This window comes from Pseudomonas sp. B6001, from assembly GCF_013386015.1.
Taxonomy (GTDB): Bacteria; Pseudomonadota; Gammaproteobacteria; order Pseudomonadales; family Pseudomonadaceae; genus Aquipseudomonas.
In genome coordinates this window covers 346,802-363,208 of sequence record NZ_JACAOX010000004.1, presented here as the reverse complement: position 1 = coordinate 363,208, position 16,407 = coordinate 346,802, and the positions used below count along the sequence as shown (strand labels likewise).

The window sequence follows — 16,407 nt, the reverse complement described above, 5'->3', positions numbered from 1 at the left end:
AAAGCAGGCACGGTCCAAATGTAGGAGTGAGGGAACGCCGAGCCACAGCGAGGCGCCGACAGGCGGGGCAGAGCGCTTTGGTTACTTTGCCGCTTTTTATACGGACCGCAACAACGGATATGTACACAAAGTGCTTCACCTACAGCACCCACTGCTGACCCAGTGTTGCTACAGACGCACCCCCACCCCCAAAAAACCCACAACCCCCTGCCCCCGTTGGCCCAAGCCCCCATGGCATGCCCGTTGCAGTCCCAATCCCCAAAGGTCCCCGCACCCAACACGACTGAACCGGAGCACCCATGACCACTGAATTCTTCTGGCGCCTGCCGCTGGGCACCGACGGCCCCCAACTCACCACCGACAAACACAACCGCGGCAACCCCACCTACCGCCCCGGCAACATCGCACCAGGCCGCCTGCCCAACGGCCAACCCGACGACTTCACCTACATCGACTACATCGCTCAGGTCGCCAAAGCCGCCGAACTCGCCGGCTTCGAAGGCGCCCTGCTGCCCACCGGCCCCGAACCATGGATCGTCGCCGCCGCCCTGGCCCGAGAAACCCGGCGCATCAAATTCCTGATCGCCTTCCAGGCCACCTGGACCCTGCCCGCCTACGCCGCCCAACAAGCCGCGATCCTGCAAAACCTCAGCCGTGGCCGCGTAGAGTGGAACATCATCACCGGCGGCAACCCCGCCAGCCAGCGCGCCAACGGTGACTTCCTCGAACACGACCTGCGCTACAAGCGCACCGGCGAATTCCTCGACATCATCCAGGGCCTCTGGGAGCACGAAAAATTCTCCTACAACGGTGATATCTACCAACTGGAAAACGGCGCCCTGCCCCACGGCCTGCACCACGAACGCAAGCCCGGCGTGTACTTCTCCGGTTTCTCCGACGCCGCCCTCGACGTCGCCGCCAAACACGCCGACGTGTACCTGAACTGGGCCGAACCCATCGACAAGCTCAAGCCACACATCGAGCGCGTGCGCGAATTGGCCGACAAACAAGGCCGCACCGTGCGCTTCGGCCTGCGGGTAGACCTGTTCGCCCGGGAGACCGAGGAGCAAGCCTGGAAAGACCTGCGTCGCCAGTTCGACAAGCTCGAAGGCAAGAGCAGCCAGGTCGCCAAGGGCTTTACCAGCGGCTCGGATTCGGTCGGCGGCGCACGCCAGACCGCGTACCACCAGAACGTCGACCGCTTCGATGACCTGATCATCGGTCCCAACCTGTGGGCCGGTTTCGCCAAAGCCAAACCGGGTCCGACCGTGGGCCTGGTCGGCAGCCACCAGAACATCGCCGAGCGCCTGGTGGAATACCGCGACGCCGGCTTCTCGACCTTCATCCTCGCCGGCAATCCACACCTGGAAGAAGCGTTGCGCATTGGCCAGGAAGTCCTGCCGCTTGTGCACCAACGCCCGGCGATCCAACCTTTGAAAGCCAGCGCCTGAACGCTGTGGGAGAACTCCTGATGACCCAACCTCTCGATACGCTCTGGTACACCCGCTGCCCCGTGCCCACCGGCCTGGGCATTGCAGTGCAAAAAGGCTGGCTGCAAGACACCGTCGGTGCCCTGGGCACCGAGGTGCAGTCGCTGCGCGAGTCCGATGACAAGGCGGTGCGCGAATCGCACTTCGATCACACCCTGCGCAATTCGGTACGCCATGGCGGCAATATCCCGGCGATCTGGGCCCGCGCCCAGGGCCGGGAAACCCGAGTGATCGGCCTGTCGTGGGCAGATGAAGTGCAACTGATCCTGACCCGCCAGGACAGCGGCATCAAAACCGTCAAGGACCTCAAGGGCCGTACTTTCGGCTTGCCGGACTGGGCCGGCGCACAGATCGACTTCACCCGCGCCCAGGCCCTGCGCGGGCTGGAAAACGCGTTGTCACTGGAAGGCCTGAAAGTCGGCGACGTGAAGCTGAAGAACTTCCGCTACGGCGGCACCTTCAGCGATACCCCGGTGCGCAATATCGCCGGTACGCCAGTCACGCAAAAAGTCAGCGAACGCAACCTGGAGCTGATAGGCCTGCTGCGCGGTGAAGTCGATGCGATCTTCCTCAAGGGCGCCCACGCCGCCCAACAGGCTCATGATTTCGGCCTGCACACGGTGATCGACACCGGCTCGCACCCGGACCCGCTGATCCGCAGCAACAACGGCACGCCGCGCACCCTGGCGGTGGACCTGAACCTGCTGGAAAACCACTTCGACGTAGCCACCGGCATTCTTGACTCGGTCCTGCGCGCCGAGCAATGGGCCCACACCCACTCGGAGGAAACCCGCCGCTACCTGGCCCAGGAAACCAACAGCAGTGAGTATTGGGTCACCGCCGCCTACGGCAACGACGCCCACTTGCGCCTGCGCACCGAACTGGATGAACAGGCAATTGCCGCGCTGCAGGACTTCACGCATTTCCTGCGCCGCTGGCGCTTTATCCCGAAAAGCTTCGACGTGCGTGAATGGATTGATGCACGGCCGCTGGAAGCACTCTTGAACGGCAAAACCGCGCTGGCAGGCTAACCCCTGTAGGAGCCGGCTTGCCGGCGATGACGGCCTTGAATGGGGTATTGACCTTTCGGGTCTCATCGCCGGCAAGCCGGGCTCCTGCAAAGGTTTCCTATTTCATGGATTTGAACGAAGACCCTTATGAGCAAACCACTCGATACTCTCTGGTACACCCACAGCCCGGTTCCCACCGGCCTTGGCATTGCTGTGCAGTCCGGTCGCCTGGCCGAGGCGTTCCTGCCTTTTGGCACCAATATCCAGTCGTTGCGCGAGTCCACGGAACGGGAAGTTCGCGAGGCGCATTACGACCATCACCTGAAAAACTCGGTGCGCCACGGCGGTAATATCCCGGCGATCTGGGCCTACGCCAGTGGCGTGGAAACCCGGGTGTTGGGTTTGTCGTGGAGCGACGAGGTGCAGTTGATCCTGACCACCGCCGAGAGCGGTGTGCGCAGCGTGCGCGACTTGAAAAACCGGCGCTTCGGCCTGCCGAAATGGGCCAACGTGCAGATCGACTTCACCCGTGCCCAGGCCCTGCGCGGCCTGGAAAACGCCCTCAAGCTCGAAGGCCTGGAAGTCTCGGACGTAGAGCTGGTGGACTACCCCTACGGCGGCACCTACAGCGACAACCAGGTGCAATACGTCTACGGCTCCCCGGCGAGCCTTGGGGTGAGCCGCTTCAGCCGCCGCAACAACGAACTGATCGGCCTGCTGCGCGGTGATATCGACGCGATCTTCCTCAAAGGTGCCCACGCCGTGCACCTGGCCAACGAGTTCGGCCTGCATGTGGTGGTGGACACCGGTTCGCACCCGGACCCGCTGATCCGCTCCAACAACGGCACGCCACGCACCCTCACGGTGGACATCAACCTGCTGCAGGAGCACTTCGACGCCAGCGTGAAAATCGTCGACACCGTGCTGCGCACCGAGCAATGGGCCTGGGCCAATCCGGACGAGACCCGGCGCTTCCTGGCACAGGAACTCAACACCAGCGAGTACTGGGTAACCGCGGCCTACGGCGAAGATGCCCATCGTCGGCTGCGTACCACGCTCGATTCGCGCTCCATCGAAGCCTTGCAGGATTTCACCGATTTCCTGCATCGCTGGAACTTCATTCCACGGCGCTTCGATGTGCGCGACTGGATTGATTTCAGCGTGCTGGAAAAGGTCATCGGCTCCACCTCCCGCGTGGCTGTTTGACCTCCCCCACGTAGCAGCTGTCGAGCCCAGGCGAGGCTGCGTTTGCGGTGTGTCAGATACACCGTTTACGCAGCCTCGCCGGGGCTCGACAGCTGCTACGGCAACACCTCCCCTGCTGCTCCAGCAGCACCCTCCAAGCAACTTCTGCTGAATCTTCGACAGGCTTTTCAAGCGGTCTTCGGCTGCGCTTCCAATGGTTCGAAAACGCCCTTTTCCTTAATTTTTTAATCGTTATATATCAATAACTTACAAACATGTATCGACCCTGAAATCTGCTTGGCACGATCTCTGCTCTAGCCCCTTCAAGGAAACTTTTCCGGGGGAGATTTCATGCACACACTTAATCCAATCACCAAGGGCCTGTGGCTCGCTTTACTGCTGGCAGGCGGCACCGCCAGCGAACCTCTATTGGCCGCCGACGCTGCCGAAAACGACGCCGGCAAAACCGAACCGTCGCTGAAGACCGTGACCGTGACCGCACAACACCGGGAAGAAACCCTGCAAGAGGTTCCGGTCGCGGTGTCGGCGGTACAAGGCACCAGCATCATTGCCGACGGCGTGCGGTCGATGGGCGATATCACCACCTTCATTCCCAACGCCTCGGCGAAAAACCCCGACGGCGACGGGCGCCCGCGCTGGTACATCCGTGGCCTGGGCACCGGCGACACCGGCGCGGCCACTGTGTACCCGGTGGGCATCTACGCCGATGACGTGTACCTGAACGCACCGATTGCCGGTGGCGGTCCGCTGTTTGACCTCGAACGCATCGAGATCCTGCGCGGCCCCCAAGGCACGCTGTATGGCAAGAACACCACGGCCGGCGCGGTGAATATCATCTCGAAGAAACCGACCTTCGACACCGACGGCTATGGCACGATCGGTTTTGGCAGCAAGAACGAACGCATCGTCAACGGCGCCATCGGCGGCACCCTGGTTCCGGAAAAACTCGCGGCGCGGATCTCGCTGTACTCCGAGGAACGCGACGGTTTCCAGAAAAACCTGATCGACGATCACACCTACGGCGACGTCAACAAAAAGGCCGTGCGCCTGCAATTTTTCGCCCAGCTCAACCCGGACCTGGACGCGCTGTGGAAGATCCACAGCCGCGAGTTCAAGGGCGACGGCGCCAACGGTGCGCTGACCCTCGGCCGCTACTACAACGTGGGCTACACCCGCCCCGCCGGGCGCAATATTGCGCTGAACGTGGACGACGACTCCAAGCTCAACCATGACGGTACTTCGCTGACCCTCAACTGGCACCTGGGCGATTACACCCTCACGTCCATCAGCGCCTACGACTACATCCGCGGCCAGTCCAGTGGCGATGCCGACTACACGCCCTACGAGGTCAACGGCACCTCTACCGCCGACAACAAATACACCCAGTACTCCCAGGAAATCCGCCTGGCCTCGCCCCAGCAGGAAACCCTGCGCTGGTTGGCCGGCGCGCACTATTTCCATGAAGACCTGGACAGCAGCGCCGGACGCTTCATCGCCCCGGGCCCGACACCCAATGGCACCGGCTCGAACCAGGTCAACGGCGCGACGGACTTTCGCGACCTCAATTACAACCACACCACCGACAGCTACGCGCTGTTTGGCAACCTGACCTACGACCTCACCGACAACTTCAGCGTGACCGGTGGCCTGCGCTGGACCCAGGAAAAGAAAGACATCGACCTCAACCTCACTCAGTTGACGCGCGCCACCGCCAATGGCCCGCTGATTCCCCTGGGCGGCGTCGGTACCAACGGCAACCGCCAGGAAGACAAGACCTGGGAAGCCTGGACCTATGACCTGACCCCGGAATACCGGATCAACGACAACGTGCGGGTGTTCTTCCGCTATGCCCACGGCTTCCGCTCGGGCGGCTTCAACACCGGGCTGTCCACCAGCCTGTCGCAGCTGACCACGGTGGACCCGGAACAACTCGATGCCTACGAATTCGGCGTGAAGTCCGAGTGGTTCAACCATCGCCTGACGGCCAACGCGAACATCTTCTACTACGACTACTCGGACATTCAGGTCAACCTGCTGACCGTCAACAACGGCGTACTGACCACCGCGCTGACCAACGGCGCCAAGGGCAAGGTCAAGGGCGCCGAGCTGGAACTGGAAGGCCAACCCACCGACTACCTGCACCTGCGGGCGGCGATTTCGTTCCTGGATACCGAATACACCGACTTCAAAAACACCAACCCCAACACCGGTGCGGTCACGGGTGACTACAGCGGCAACAGCTTCGTGCGCTCGCCGCGCAACGTGGTGTCGCTGGGTGGCGACTACACCATCCCGCTGGAAATCGGCGGCAAGCTGGTGGCCGGTGCCGACGTGAGTTTTCGCGACAAGGAATACTTCCTCGCCGACCGCCAGAGCAGCGCCGACAAGGACTTGAGCCAGCCGCACTACACCTTGGCCAACAGCCGCCTGACCTGGTACAGCGCCGACGAAAAACTCAGCGTCACCGGGTTTGTGAACAACCTCACCGACCGCCGCTATCAGGTGCATGGCCGGCCGAACGGCGGGCTGGGGCAGTACGTGATCACTTACGGCGACCCACGCACCGTGGGGCTGAGCGTGACCAGCCGCTTCTAACTTCAGCCGCCGGACACTATTCACCAAACGCCGGAGATCAACTGTGGGAGCTGGCTTGCCTGCGATAGCGGTGGGTCAGCCAACCATTATGTGGCTGTGCCGCCATCATCGCAGGCAAGCCCGCTCCCACAGTTGACCTTCTTTGTTTGAGCCATAGCGCCCGGCCGCCATCGTCAACACGCTTCGAAAGGACCTTTCTATGTTCCAACGTACTCCGTTGGCCGGCGCCATCGCGCTGGTCATGGGCAGCCTTGCCGTGCCTGCTGTAGCCGCCGATGCGCAGCCCACTGCCAAGACCGACAAGCTCGACACCGTGGTGGTACTCGGCACCCGCCGCAGCGACGTCACCGCCCTGCAAAGCGCCGCACCGGTAGATGTGCTGAGCGGCGAGCAATTGCAGCAAACCGGCGCTGCCGACCTGTCCGGCGCACTGACCGCACTGTCGCCGTCCTTCAGCTTCCCGCAGTCGCCCCAGGGTGCATTTGCCGGTTCCATCGCCCAGGGTGCCTCGCTGCGCGGCCTGGCTTCCGACCAGGTGCTGGTATTGGTGGATGGCAAGCGCCGCCACACCAGCGCCAACATCACCCGCCAGAGCCTGGCCAACGGTCGTGGCGCGGCAGCGGTGGACTTGAGCCTGATCCCGTTGAGCGCGATCGACCACGTGGAGATCCTGCGTGACGGCGCCGCCGCTCAATACGGCTCCGATGCGATTGCCGGGGTGATCAACATCGTGCTCAAGCAAAAGGACGACGGCGGCAACGTCGGCTACCGTTTCGGTGGCTACAACAAGGGCGATGGCATGCAGCGCAAGTACAGCGGCTGGAAAGGCTTCGAACTGCCGAATGACGGTTTCCTGACTTTGAGTTTCGATGCCGGCAGCCAGGACCCGGCCAGCGACACCAACCCGGACAACCGAATCTTTTATCGCGGCGACACCAGCGTGAACACGCCGCGCGAGCAGAACAACCGCTATCGCACCTGGAACTGGGGCTCCAACAGTGTCTCCGACCAGTACAACTTCCTGGCCAACGGCGAGATGGGTGTGGGCGAAGGATTGACCGCCTACGGGTTCGCCACCTATTCCCACAAGAACACCGACTCCACCGGTTTTTTTGACCCGCCCACCGCGCTGTACAACAACTACGGCAGCGTTTCCTTGCAGCGTTATCCGGACGGCCGTTTGCCGATCACGCGCTACACCCTGGAGGACTATGCCGCCACCGGTGGCCTGCGGTACGAAAACGAGCAACTGGGCAAGTTCGACCTGGCGCTGAACCACGGCACCAACATCGTCAAGTCCACCGACTACAACGCGATCAACCCCAGTTGGGGCACCAACAGCCCGGCGACGATCTACACCGGCGAGCGCAAGAACGACCAGACCAACGTGACCCTGGATTGGGTGCGGGACTTCCCCACCGACTTGCTGTTCAAGCCGCTGACCGTCTCCGCAGGCCTGGCCTGGCGCCAGGAAAATTACCAGTTGAGCGCAGGCGCGCCGGCCGCCTCGCAGAACGGCCCGCTGTTCAACACCGTTGACCCGGTGACCGGACGCCGGCTCACCGGGTATTACTCGGGTATCACCCCGGTGGATGCCGACTCGCTGCAACGCAAGGTGCTGGGCGCGTATCTGGATGTCGAAGGCCAGGTCACCGAGAAGTTCCAGGCCGGTGTCGCAGTGCGTACCGAGCACTATTCGGACTTTGGCGACACCACCAACGGCAAGCTGTCGCTGCGCTACGACTTCACCCCGCAGATCGCCGCACGGGCCAGCGCCAGCACCGGCTATCGCGCACCGTCCCTGGCGCAGAGCGGCATGTCGTCGTTCAGTGTGCAGGTGGTGGAACAGCCGCCGGGCAGCGGCAACTACGTCGAGGTGCAGCAGCGCACCTTGCGCGCCAACAGCCCGGAAGCCCAGGCCCTGGGCGGCACACAGCTCAAGCCCGAGGAGTCGACCAACTACTCGCTGGGCCTGGTCTGGCAACCGCTGGACAACGCATCGGTGACGGTGGATGCCTACCGCATCAACATCAACAACCGCATTACCCTTTCCGACCAATTGCCGGCCTCGGTGGTCTCGCCGATCTTCGCCGGGACGCCTTACGCCAATATCCAGAGCGCGGCGTTCTACACCAACATCGCCGACACCCGCACCGACGGTATCGAACTGACCGGCAACTACAAACTCGACCTGCAGCAATGGGGCCGGGTGAACTTCAACGCCGGCTATGCGCGTAATCGCACGCAAATCATCGACCTGCGCAACGTCGGCAACATCGCGGGCAACCAGATCATCGGCCGCACCACCCAAGGCCTGATCGAGCACGGCACCCCGGACTACAAGCTGACCCTCAGCGCCAACTGGGCCTATGAAAAGTGGGGAGTCACCGTGGCCCAGCGCCGTTATGGCGAATGGAAAAGCCTCAATGCCGCCAACCCGAACCTCGACCAGACCTTCAGCCCGCAATGGGTCACCGACCTGGACGTATCCTACAACCTTGGCAAGGGGATCAAGCTTTCAGCCGGTGCGACGAACCTGTTCAACACTCACCCGGACAAGGCTTCCGGCGCGCAGTTGTACGGTGTGCCGATCTACTCGATCACCAGTCCTGAAGGCGCCCAGGGTGCGTTCTACTACACCAGTGTGAGCTACGACTTCTGAGGTAATTGCTGATGAGGTGTTGCTGCAGCAGCACCCCATTGTTGGCCAGGCATCATTCGGGCATTCGGATGTACACCCATCCATTGTGGGAGCTGGCTTGCCTGCGATGACGGTGGATCAGCCAGCCTCAATGTTTACTGGCCACCGTCATCGCAGGCACGCCAGCTCCCACATTTGGCCTTCATTGTTTTCCCCTGTTGTGTTCACTGGCACATGTCTTGCGATAGCCCCCGGGTACTTCGCTGAAATAAGACCCGCCATGCGCCCTTACCGATTGCTCACTGCCCTGACCTGGCTCATCTCGCCGCTGGCCCTGCTCGCCACCTGGACGCTGGTGGCGCACCTCGGGATCTTCCCGCGCAACCTGCTGGTACCGCCGGCCCAGGTCCTGCAAACCTTTGAAGAACTGCTCGCCAGCGGCGAACTCGCTGAACACCTGGGCAACAGCCTGTCCCGGCTCGGTCTGGGCTTTGGCATCGGCTCGCTGTGCGGCCTGGCCTTCGGCGTGCTGATGGCCCTGTCAAAGAACGTCGAGGTGTATTGCGCCCCGCTGTTCCACACCTTGCGCCAGATCCCCAGCATCGCGCTGATCCCGATGTTCGTGCTGCTGTTCGGCATTGATGAAACCTTCAAGATCATCATCGTCGCCAAGACCGCATTTTTCCCGGTGGCCCTGGCCGCCAGCGAAGGCGTCAAGGGCATTCCCCGCAGCTACTTCGAAGTGGCCGACGTGTACCGCCTGCGCTGGCCGACCTTCGTCTGGCGCATCGCCCTGCCCGCTGCCGCGCCGCCGATCATCACCGGTTTTCGTATCAGCCTGACCCGCGCCTGGGTGGTGCTGGTGGCCACCGAACTGCTGGCGGCCGACAGCGGCCTGGGGCAGATGATCGAGATGGCCCGGCAGATGCTGCGCATCGACGTGGTGATGGTGGGTGTGGTGGTCACCGGGCTGATTGGTTTTGCCCTCGACTTTGGCTTTCGTTCACTGGAACAGCGGCTGTTTCGCTGGCAGACCCGCTAGGAGCCCGGCATGACCCTCTTGAAAAAATCCCGCGGCCTGTTGCTGCCGCTGCTGTTGATCCTCGCCTGGGAATACGCCTCGCGCCAGGACGCGGCCGGCGCCTACGCCTTTGTGCCGCTGTCGGCGATCGGCTCGGCGTTGCTGGAAATGCTCGGTAACGGCGAGTTGCTGGTCAACCTGCTGGCCAGCCTGGCCCGCACCAGTGGCGGCCTGGCCCTGGGCATCCTGTTCGGAGTGGTGCTGGGGGTGCTGATGGCGCTGTCGAGTGTGGCCAACCGTTTGATCGGCCCGCTGTTCCATTCGATTCGCCAGGTGCCGATGCTGGGCTGGATCCCGTTGATTGCCATGTGGTTCGGCAACGGCGAGTTCTCCAAGGTGCTGATCGTCAGCCTCGCGGCGTTCTACCCGATGGTGCTCAACACCTACCAGGGCTTCAGCCATGTGGAGCAGCGTTATCGTGAAGTCGGCCAGGTGCTGGTGCTCAGCCCGGTGCAGCAGTTCGTGCACGTGCTGTTGCCGGCGGCGTTGCCGAGCATCGCCACCGGCGTGTTGCATGCCCTCGCCTTCGCCTGGGTAACGGCGATCGGCAGTGAGCTGTTCCTGTCCTCCGGCGCCGGCCTGGGCAACCTGATGATGAATGCCGAGGCTGGCTCGCGCATGGAAGTGATCGTGCTCAGCGTGCTGTGCATCGGCCTGCTGGGCTACCTGATGAACCTGCTGTTTACCCGCCTCAGCCGCCACGTGCTGCGCTGGCGCAATATTCGTTGAAGGCCATGAACATGAACGCAATCGCCCACCACGCCCTCCACACCGCCGTGCAGACCGGCGCCCTGCAGATTCGCGGCCTGAACAAGGCCTATCGGATCGAAGGCAAGCCGCTGCCGGTGTTGCACAACATCAACCTCGACGTGCGGCCAGGGGAGTTTGTCAGCATCGTCGGCGCCAGCGGCTGCGGCAAATCCACCTTGCTGCGCCTGATTGTCGGGCTGGAGGCCGAGTACGAAGGCGATATCCTGCTGGACGGCCAGCGCATCGCCGCCACCAGCCTGGAGCGCGGCATTGTGTTCCAGGATCACCGCCTGTTCCCGTGGATGACCGTCAGCCAGAACATCGCCCTGGCCCTGAAAAACCACAACCTGCCCCAGTCCGAAAAGGATCGGCAAGTGGCCGAACATATCGCTCTGGTCAACCTCACCGGCTTTGAAAACGCCTACCCGCACCAGCTCTCCGGCGGCATGGCGCAACGTGCTGCAATCGCCCGGGCACTGATCAATAAACCCAAGGTACTGTTGCTCGATGAACCACTGGGCGCCCTCGACGCCCTGACCCGTGTGCACCTGCAGCGGGAGCTGCAACGGATCTGGGTGCAACAGCGCTGCACGGTGATCATGGTCACCCATGACATCGAAGAGGCGCTGTACCTGGGTGACCGGGTGATCGTGATGGACGCCCACCCGGGGCGGATCAAGCATGAAATCCGGGTGGACTTGCCACATCCGAGGGAGCGCAGTTCGCCGGTCTTGCAGGGCTACAAGGACCGGTTGCTGGAAGAGCTGGTCGGGCACTGAAGACAGTGGGCATGCCGATCTTTACATTTTGTATAGTTATGGATATTTTATCCAGACAGCAAATGCAATGCGCTCGTGCCCGGTTCATTTTCAGAGGTCCTTTCCATGCAACTGTCTTCGTACCATGACGTGATCAAAGCCGCCGAACGCCTGGAGGGCTTCGCCAACCGCACGCCGGTGTCCACCTCGCGCACCCTCGACGCCGAGACCGGGGCCCAGGTGTTCATCAAATGCGAAAACCTGCAACGCACCGGTTCATTCAAGTTTCGCGGTGCGTTCAATGCGCTTTCCCGGTTTGACGAGGCGCAGCGCAAGGCCGGTGTAGTGGCGTTTTCCTCGGGCAATCACGCCCAAGGCATCGCACTGGCCGCCCGCCTGTTGCAGATGCCGGCCACCATCGTAATGCCCACCGACGCCCCGGCTGCCAAGGTCGCCGCCACCCGGGAATACGGCGCGACCGTGGTGTTCTACGACCGTATCACCGAAGACCGCGAGCAGATCGGCCGCACCCTGGCCGAGCAGCACGGCATGACGTTGATCCCCTCCTACGACCACCCGGACGTGCTGGCCGGCCAGGGCACTGCCGCCAAGGAGCTGCTGGAATTCACCGGCCCACTGGATGCCTTGTTTGTCGGCCTGGGCGGTGGCGGCATGCTCTCCGGTACGGCATTGGCCACCCGTGCGTTGTCGCCTGATTGCCTGCTGTACGGGGTCGAGCCCGAAGCCGGGAATGACGGCCAGCGCTCCTTCCAGACCGGCAGCATCGTGCACATCGACACGCCCGCGACCATCGCAGACGGCGCCCAGACGCAGCACCTTGGCAATCACACCTTCCCGATCATCCGCGAGAACGTGAATGACATCCTTACGGTCTCGGACGCCGAGTTAGTGGAGTCGATGAGGTTCTTTATGCAACGCATGAAGATGGTCGTGGAGCCCACCGGTTGCCTCGGCCTTGCGGCCTTGCGCAACCTCAAGCAGCAGTTCCGGGGCCAGCGCGTGGGCATCATCGTGACCGGTGGCAACGTCGATATCGAGAAGTACGCGAGCCTGCTAAAGGGCTAAAACCTCTAACAAGAAAATACTGTGGCGAGCGTGCTTGCCACATGGCTTCCTGCTGCCTGCAATTTCTGCCGCCTATAAAAAATGCCCGGGTGTTCCCTGAGCGTTAACAACAAGAGGTGCTTATGAAAAATCGTTACCTGGCCCGGGCCATTGTGATTGCGATCATCCTTGGCGTGCTGGTGGGGGCCGTGCTGCATGCCCAACTGGACACCGACACCGCCAAGACCATCGCGGCTTACTTCAGCATGGTCACCGACGTGTTTTTGCGCCTGATCAAGATGGTCATCGCGCCGCTGGTGCTGGCGACGTTGATCAGTGGCGTGGCGAGCATGGCCGACAGCGGTTCCATCGGCCGTGTCGGGTTGAAGGCGATGACCTGGTTTTTGATTGCGTCCGTGGTATCGCTGCTGATCGGTTTGACATTGGCCAATCTGTTTCAGCCAGGCGCGGGGCTCAACCTGAGTGTGGCGGCCAACGGCAACAGCGGTTTGAACACCGCCAGCTTCAACCTGTCGGGTTTTTTGTCCCATGTATTCCCCCGCAGCATCGTCGAGGCCATGGGCAACAATGAGGTGCTGCAAATCGTGGTGTTTTCGTTGTTCTTCGGCGCAGCGCTGGCGTTCGTCAAGGGCAGCGCCAGGTCGCCGATCCTGCACGTGCTGGAAGAACTGACCCAGGTGATGTTCCGCATCACCGAATACGTGATGGTGATCGCGCCGCTGGCGGTGTTTGCCGCAATTGCCGCCACCATCAGCCTGTACGGGCTGGGGATGGTGGTCAGCTTTGGTAAGTTGATCGCGCAGTTCTACCTGGGCCTGGCGGTGCTGTGGCTGGTGATCAGCGGCGTGGGTTACCTGGCGCTGGGCGCCCGTTTCAAACAGCTGTTGCAGTTGCTGCGCAGCCCGGTTTTGCTGGCGTTCTCCACCGCCAGCAGCGAGGCGGCCTACCCCAAGACCATCGCAGCCCTAGACAGCTTCGGCTCGCCCAAGCGCATCAACAGTTTTGTGCTGCCCCTGGGTTACTCGTTCAACCTCGACGGTTCGATGATGTACCAGGCGTTTATCGTGATGTTCATCGCCCAGGCCTATGGCATCGAGATGAGCTTCGGCCATCAGGTAATGATCCTGCTGACCTTGCTCGTCATCAGCAAAGGCACCGCCGGCGTGGCGCGCGGCTCACTGGTGGTGCTCGCGGCGGGCCTGCCGATGGTCGGCCTGCCGGAAGCCGGTTTGCTGCTGATCCTCGCCGTGGACCCGATCCTCGACATGGGCCGTACCGCCACCAACGTGTTCGGCTGCGGCGTGGCCACGGCGGTGATTGGCCACGGTGCCACCGATGAACAACCTGCTCCCCTTCCCTCCCTTGCTTGAGAACTGCCGATCATGAAGATTCACCACACAGCCACTGCCTCCCAGCCTGCCGGTCACTACTCCCAGGCCGTAAGCCACCAGGGCACGCTGTACATCTCCGGTCAATTGCCGGTGAGCCCTGACGGGCGTCATAACCTCGAGGCTTCGTTTGCCGAACAGGCTCAAGTGGCCCTGGACAATCTGTTGGCGATTTTGAAGGCCGCAGGCGGCTCACCCGCAGACCTGGTGAAAGTCACGGTGTACGTGGTGGGGGTAAAACACTGGCCTGAATTTGATGGCTTGTACGCCGCTGCGCTGGGAGATCACCGCCCGGCCCGCGCGGTGGTGCCGGTGCCGGAACTGCACCACGGCTATCTGATTGAAATCGAAGCCGTGGCGCGCTCGGCATAGGTCATTTGGCGTAGGTGTAGACCGCCGCCCGCGAGACCCCAAGGTGTGAGGCAACCGTTTCCATGGCACGCCGGATGTCCATCACGCCGGCTTCTTTCAGCTCTTGCATCAGCAGGCGCCGGTCGGCGGCCTTGAGGGCTCGTGGGGTGGTCGCCAGGCGTGCGGCGAACTGGTCGATGCGCGCACGAATGGCGTCCGCACCGGACGGGTCGAGAGACTCGGCGGGCCGGTCGCCGCTGACCGAGCCGAACTGTTCCAGCATGCCCTGCAAGCCACGGAACAACGAGAGGTCGACGTTCATGCACAAGGCCGCCACGTACTTGCCGGTGGAGTCCTTGATGCCGATGGAAGTGCTCTTGACCTGACGCCCATCGGCGAACTGGTTCTGGTAGTTGGCGATCACCTGCGGGTACTCGGGATCGGCAATCCGCGCCAGGCCCAGCTCGGTGGCCGGGTCACCCGGCTGGCGCCCGGAGAGGTTGTTGTGGATGGCCATGATTGCGTGCTGCGGGTCGCGCAGGTCGTGCAGCACGACCTCGCAAAACGGGCTGAAGGTCTTGCTCAGGCCTTCGGCAATCTGTTCGAGCTGGCTGATCAAGGCCGCTTGTTCGGGAGTGTGTTTTTTCATTCAGACAACATATCCAGTACTGGATAGACCGTCAATTTACCTTTTGGAGTGTGCACGATGGAAACCCCGACAGCTTTGCTGGATGTGAGCCGGATGCAGCGCAATATCCTGCGTATGCAGCAGCGTGCCGATGACTTGGGTGTGAGCTTGCGGCCCCATGTTAAGACCCATAAATGTGCCGAGGTGGTGGCGGCGCAAATCGCCGCCGGGGCCACGGGGATTACGGTTTCGACGTTGAAGGAGGCCGAGTATTTTTTCGACCTCGGCATTCGGGAAGTTCTGTATGCGGTGGCGATGGCGCCGCATAAATTGCCTCAGGCGTTGGCGTTGCGTCGTCAGGGGTGTGCGCTGACGCTGATCACCGACAGCCTTGCCGGGGCCCGGGCGATTGTCGAGTTTGGTGCGCTGCAGGGTGAGGTTTTTGCGGTGCTGATTGAGATTGACTGTGATGGGCACCGGTCCGGGGTGAAGCCTCAGGATCCGCTGTTGCTGGAGATCGCCAGGCTGCTGTATGGCGGCGGGATGCTTGCCGGGGTGTTGACTCATGCCGGGGAAAGTTACGGGCTGGATACGCCTGAGGCGTTGCGGGCGATTGCCGAGCAGGAACGGGCGCGCTGTGTTGCAGCGGCCGAGGTGATTCGGGGGGCGGGGTTGCCTTGCTTGCAGGTGAGTGTGGGTTCGACGCCCACGGCGCTGTCGGCGGTGAGCCTGGAGGGTGTGACTGAGCTGCGGGCTGGGGTTTATGCGTTTTTTGATTTGGTGATGCATAACGTTGGGGTGTGCCGCATTGATGAGCTGGCGTTGAGTGTGCTGACTACGGTGATCGGGCATCAGGTGGAAAAGGGCTGGATCATTACCGACGCGGGGTGGATGGCGATGAGTCGGGATCGTGGGACGCAGTCGCAGAAGCGGGATTTTGGTTATGGGCAGGTGTGTACCGAGGGTGGCGAGGTGATTGAGGGGTTGCTGGTGGGCAGCGCGAATCAGGAGCATGGGGTGGCTTGGTTCGACGGGGTGGCGGTGGATGTGGTTGAGCGGTTTCCGCTGGGGACGCGGCTGAGGGTTTTGCCTAACCATGCGTGTGCTACGGGGACGCAGTTCGGCAGCTATGGCGCGCTGCTGGAGAATGGTGAGGTGCAGGTTTGGGAGCGGTTGCGGGGGTGGTAGATCGGGAGCATATCCGTTATTTGGGTGATGGCCGATATTGGTTCCGCTCTTACAGCGGCCTGAAAGCCGGCTTGAGTGTTAAAAGCCAAATCAAAAGCTAAAGCGGGCACGGTCCACTGTAGGAGCTGGCTTGCCGGCGATGGCATCAACTGGGTGTACCTGATGCACCGAGGTGTCTGCATCGCCGGCAAGCCAGCTCCTACAGAAAAGCGCTTTGCTTTTAACACTCAGGTCG

13 protein-coding genes are annotated in these 16,407 nt (G+C 62.2%); 12 read left to right on the top strand and 1 reads right to left on the bottom strand.

Features of this window, described 5'->3' with window-relative positions; translation table 11 throughout:
* Positions 1-299: 299 nt before the first annotated feature.
* From HX821_RS07795 to HX821_RS07745, 11 genes are all read left to right on the top strand, one after another.
* Positions 300-1,451, top strand: coding sequence for an LLM class flavin-dependent oxidoreductase (locus HX821_RS07795; protein WP_008430513.1), 1,152 nt, complete (start codon positions 300-302; stop codon positions 1,449-1,451).
* Positions 1,452-1,471: 20 nt separating this feature from the next.
* A complete protein-coding gene (locus tag HX821_RS07790) occupies positions 1,472-2,521 on the top strand; it encodes an ABC transporter substrate-binding protein (protein WP_177035531.1) in 1,050 nt (349 codons plus the stop codon).
* A gap of 126 nt (positions 2,522-2,647) precedes the next feature.
* The gene (locus HX821_RS07785; protein ID WP_003212534.1) at positions 2,648-3,706 is read left to right on the top strand and encodes an ABC transporter substrate-binding protein; all 1,059 of its coding nucleotides are present in this window, start codon (positions 2,648-2,650) and stop codon (positions 3,704-3,706) included.
* Between the two features lie 330 nt (positions 3,707-4,036).
* Positions 4,037-6,301 (top strand): TonB-dependent receptor, encoded by a 2,265-nt coding sequence (locus tag HX821_RS07780; RefSeq protein ID WP_008430519.1) that lies wholly within the window; start codon positions 4,037-4,039, stop codon positions 6,299-6,301.
* Between the two features lie 199 nt (positions 6,302-6,500).
* Positions 6,501-8,963, top strand: a complete 2,463-nt coding sequence (locus tag HX821_RS07775) for a TonB-dependent siderophore receptor (RefSeq protein ID WP_087693872.1) — start codon at positions 6,501-6,503, stop codon at positions 8,961-8,963.
* 259 nt (positions 8,964-9,222) lie between these two features.
* Positions 9,223-9,984: an ABC transporter permease gene (locus HX821_RS07770; protein ID WP_008430524.1), complete on the top strand. Its 762-nt coding sequence runs from the start codon at positions 9,223-9,225 to the stop codon at positions 9,982-9,984.
* Between the two features lie 9 nt (positions 9,985-9,993).
* Positions 9,994-10,752: an ABC transporter permease gene (locus HX821_RS07765; RefSeq protein ID WP_177023071.1), complete on the top strand. Its 759-nt coding sequence runs from the start codon at positions 9,994-9,996 to the stop codon at positions 10,750-10,752.
* Positions 10,753-10,763: 11 nt separating this feature from the next.
* Positions 10,764-11,552: an ABC transporter ATP-binding protein gene (locus tag HX821_RS07760; RefSeq protein ID WP_023658820.1), complete on the top strand. Its 789-nt coding sequence runs from the start codon at positions 10,764-10,766 to the stop codon at positions 11,550-11,552.
* A 105-nt stretch (positions 11,553-11,657) separates the two neighbouring features.
* Positions 11,658-12,617: a threo-3-hydroxy-L-aspartate ammonia-lyase gene (locus tag HX821_RS07755; protein ID WP_177035530.1), complete on the top strand. Its 960-nt coding sequence runs from the start codon at positions 11,658-11,660 to the stop codon at positions 12,615-12,617.
* A gap of 122 nt (positions 12,618-12,739) precedes the next feature.
* Positions 12,740-13,987, top strand: a complete 1,248-nt coding sequence (locus HX821_RS07750; RefSeq protein ID WP_102604897.1) for a dicarboxylate/amino acid:cation symporter — start codon at positions 12,740-12,742, stop codon at positions 13,985-13,987.
* A gap of 12 nt (positions 13,988-13,999) precedes the next feature.
* Positions 14,000-14,377 carry a RidA family protein gene (locus HX821_RS07745; protein WP_008430534.1) on the top strand — a complete coding sequence of 126 codons (378 nt, stop codon included), beginning with the start codon at positions 14,000-14,002 and terminating at the stop codon, positions 14,375-14,377.
* A gap of 1 nt (position 14,378) precedes the next feature.
* Here HX821_RS07745 and HX821_RS07740 read toward each other — a convergent pair whose 3' ends face one another.
* Entirely contained in the window at positions 14,379-15,005 is a 627-nt protein-coding gene (locus HX821_RS07740) for a transcriptional regulator (RefSeq protein WP_003212543.1), read from the bottom strand.
* 57 nt (positions 15,006-15,062) lie between these two features.
* Between HX821_RS07740 and HX821_RS07735 the strand changes: the two genes are divergently transcribed.
* Positions 15,063-16,172 (top strand): alanine racemase, encoded by a 1,110-nt coding sequence (locus tag HX821_RS07735; protein ID WP_177035529.1) that lies wholly within the window; start codon positions 15,063-15,065, stop codon positions 16,170-16,172.
* The last annotated feature ends 235 nt before the right edge of the window (positions 16,173-16,407 follow it).

What these genes read in the sequence shown, in the direction of transcription:
- HX821_RS07775 (WP_087693872.1), top strand. Translation starts at nt 6,501, where the DNA reads ATGTTCCAACGTACTCCGTTGGCCGGCGCCATCGCGCTGGTCATGGGC.
- HX821_RS07740 (WP_003212543.1), bottom strand. Translation starts at nt 15,005, where the DNA reads ATGAAAAAACACACTCCCGAACAAGCGGCCTTGATCAGCCAGCTCGAA.
- HX821_RS07765 (WP_177023071.1), top strand. Translation starts at nt 9,994, where the DNA reads ATGACCCTCTTGAAAAAATCCCGCGGCCTGTTGCTGCCGCTGCTGTTG.
- HX821_RS07760 (WP_023658820.1), top strand. Translation starts at nt 10,764, where the DNA reads ATGAACGCAATCGCCCACCACGCCCTCCACACCGCCGTGCAGACCGGC.
- HX821_RS07735 (WP_177035529.1), top strand. Translation starts at nt 15,063, where the DNA reads ATGGAAACCCCGACAGCTTTGCTGGATGTGAGCCGGATGCAGCGCAAT.
- HX821_RS07755 (WP_177035530.1), top strand. Translation starts at nt 11,658, where the DNA reads ATGCAACTGTCTTCGTACCATGACGTGATCAAAGCCGCCGAACGCCTG.
- HX821_RS07770 (WP_008430524.1), top strand. Translation starts at nt 9,223, where the DNA reads ATGCGCCCTTACCGATTGCTCACTGCCCTGACCTGGCTCATCTCGCCG.
- HX821_RS07790 (WP_177035531.1), top strand. Translation starts at nt 1,472, where the DNA reads ATGACCCAACCTCTCGATACGCTCTGGTACACCCGCTGCCCCGTGCCC.
- HX821_RS07750 (WP_102604897.1), top strand. Translation starts at nt 12,740, where the DNA reads ATGAAAAATCGTTACCTGGCCCGGGCCATTGTGATTGCGATCATCCTT.
- HX821_RS07785 (WP_003212534.1), top strand. Translation starts at nt 2,648, where the DNA reads ATGAGCAAACCACTCGATACTCTCTGGTACACCCACAGCCCGGTTCCC.
- HX821_RS07795 (WP_008430513.1), top strand. Translation starts at nt 300, where the DNA reads ATGACCACTGAATTCTTCTGGCGCCTGCCGCTGGGCACCGACGGCCCC.
- HX821_RS07745 (WP_008430534.1), top strand. Translation starts at nt 14,000, where the DNA reads ATGAAGATTCACCACACAGCCACTGCCTCCCAGCCTGCCGGTCACTAC.
- HX821_RS07780 (WP_008430519.1), top strand. Translation starts at nt 4,037, where the DNA reads ATGCACACACTTAATCCAATCACCAAGGGCCTGTGGCTCGCTTTACTG.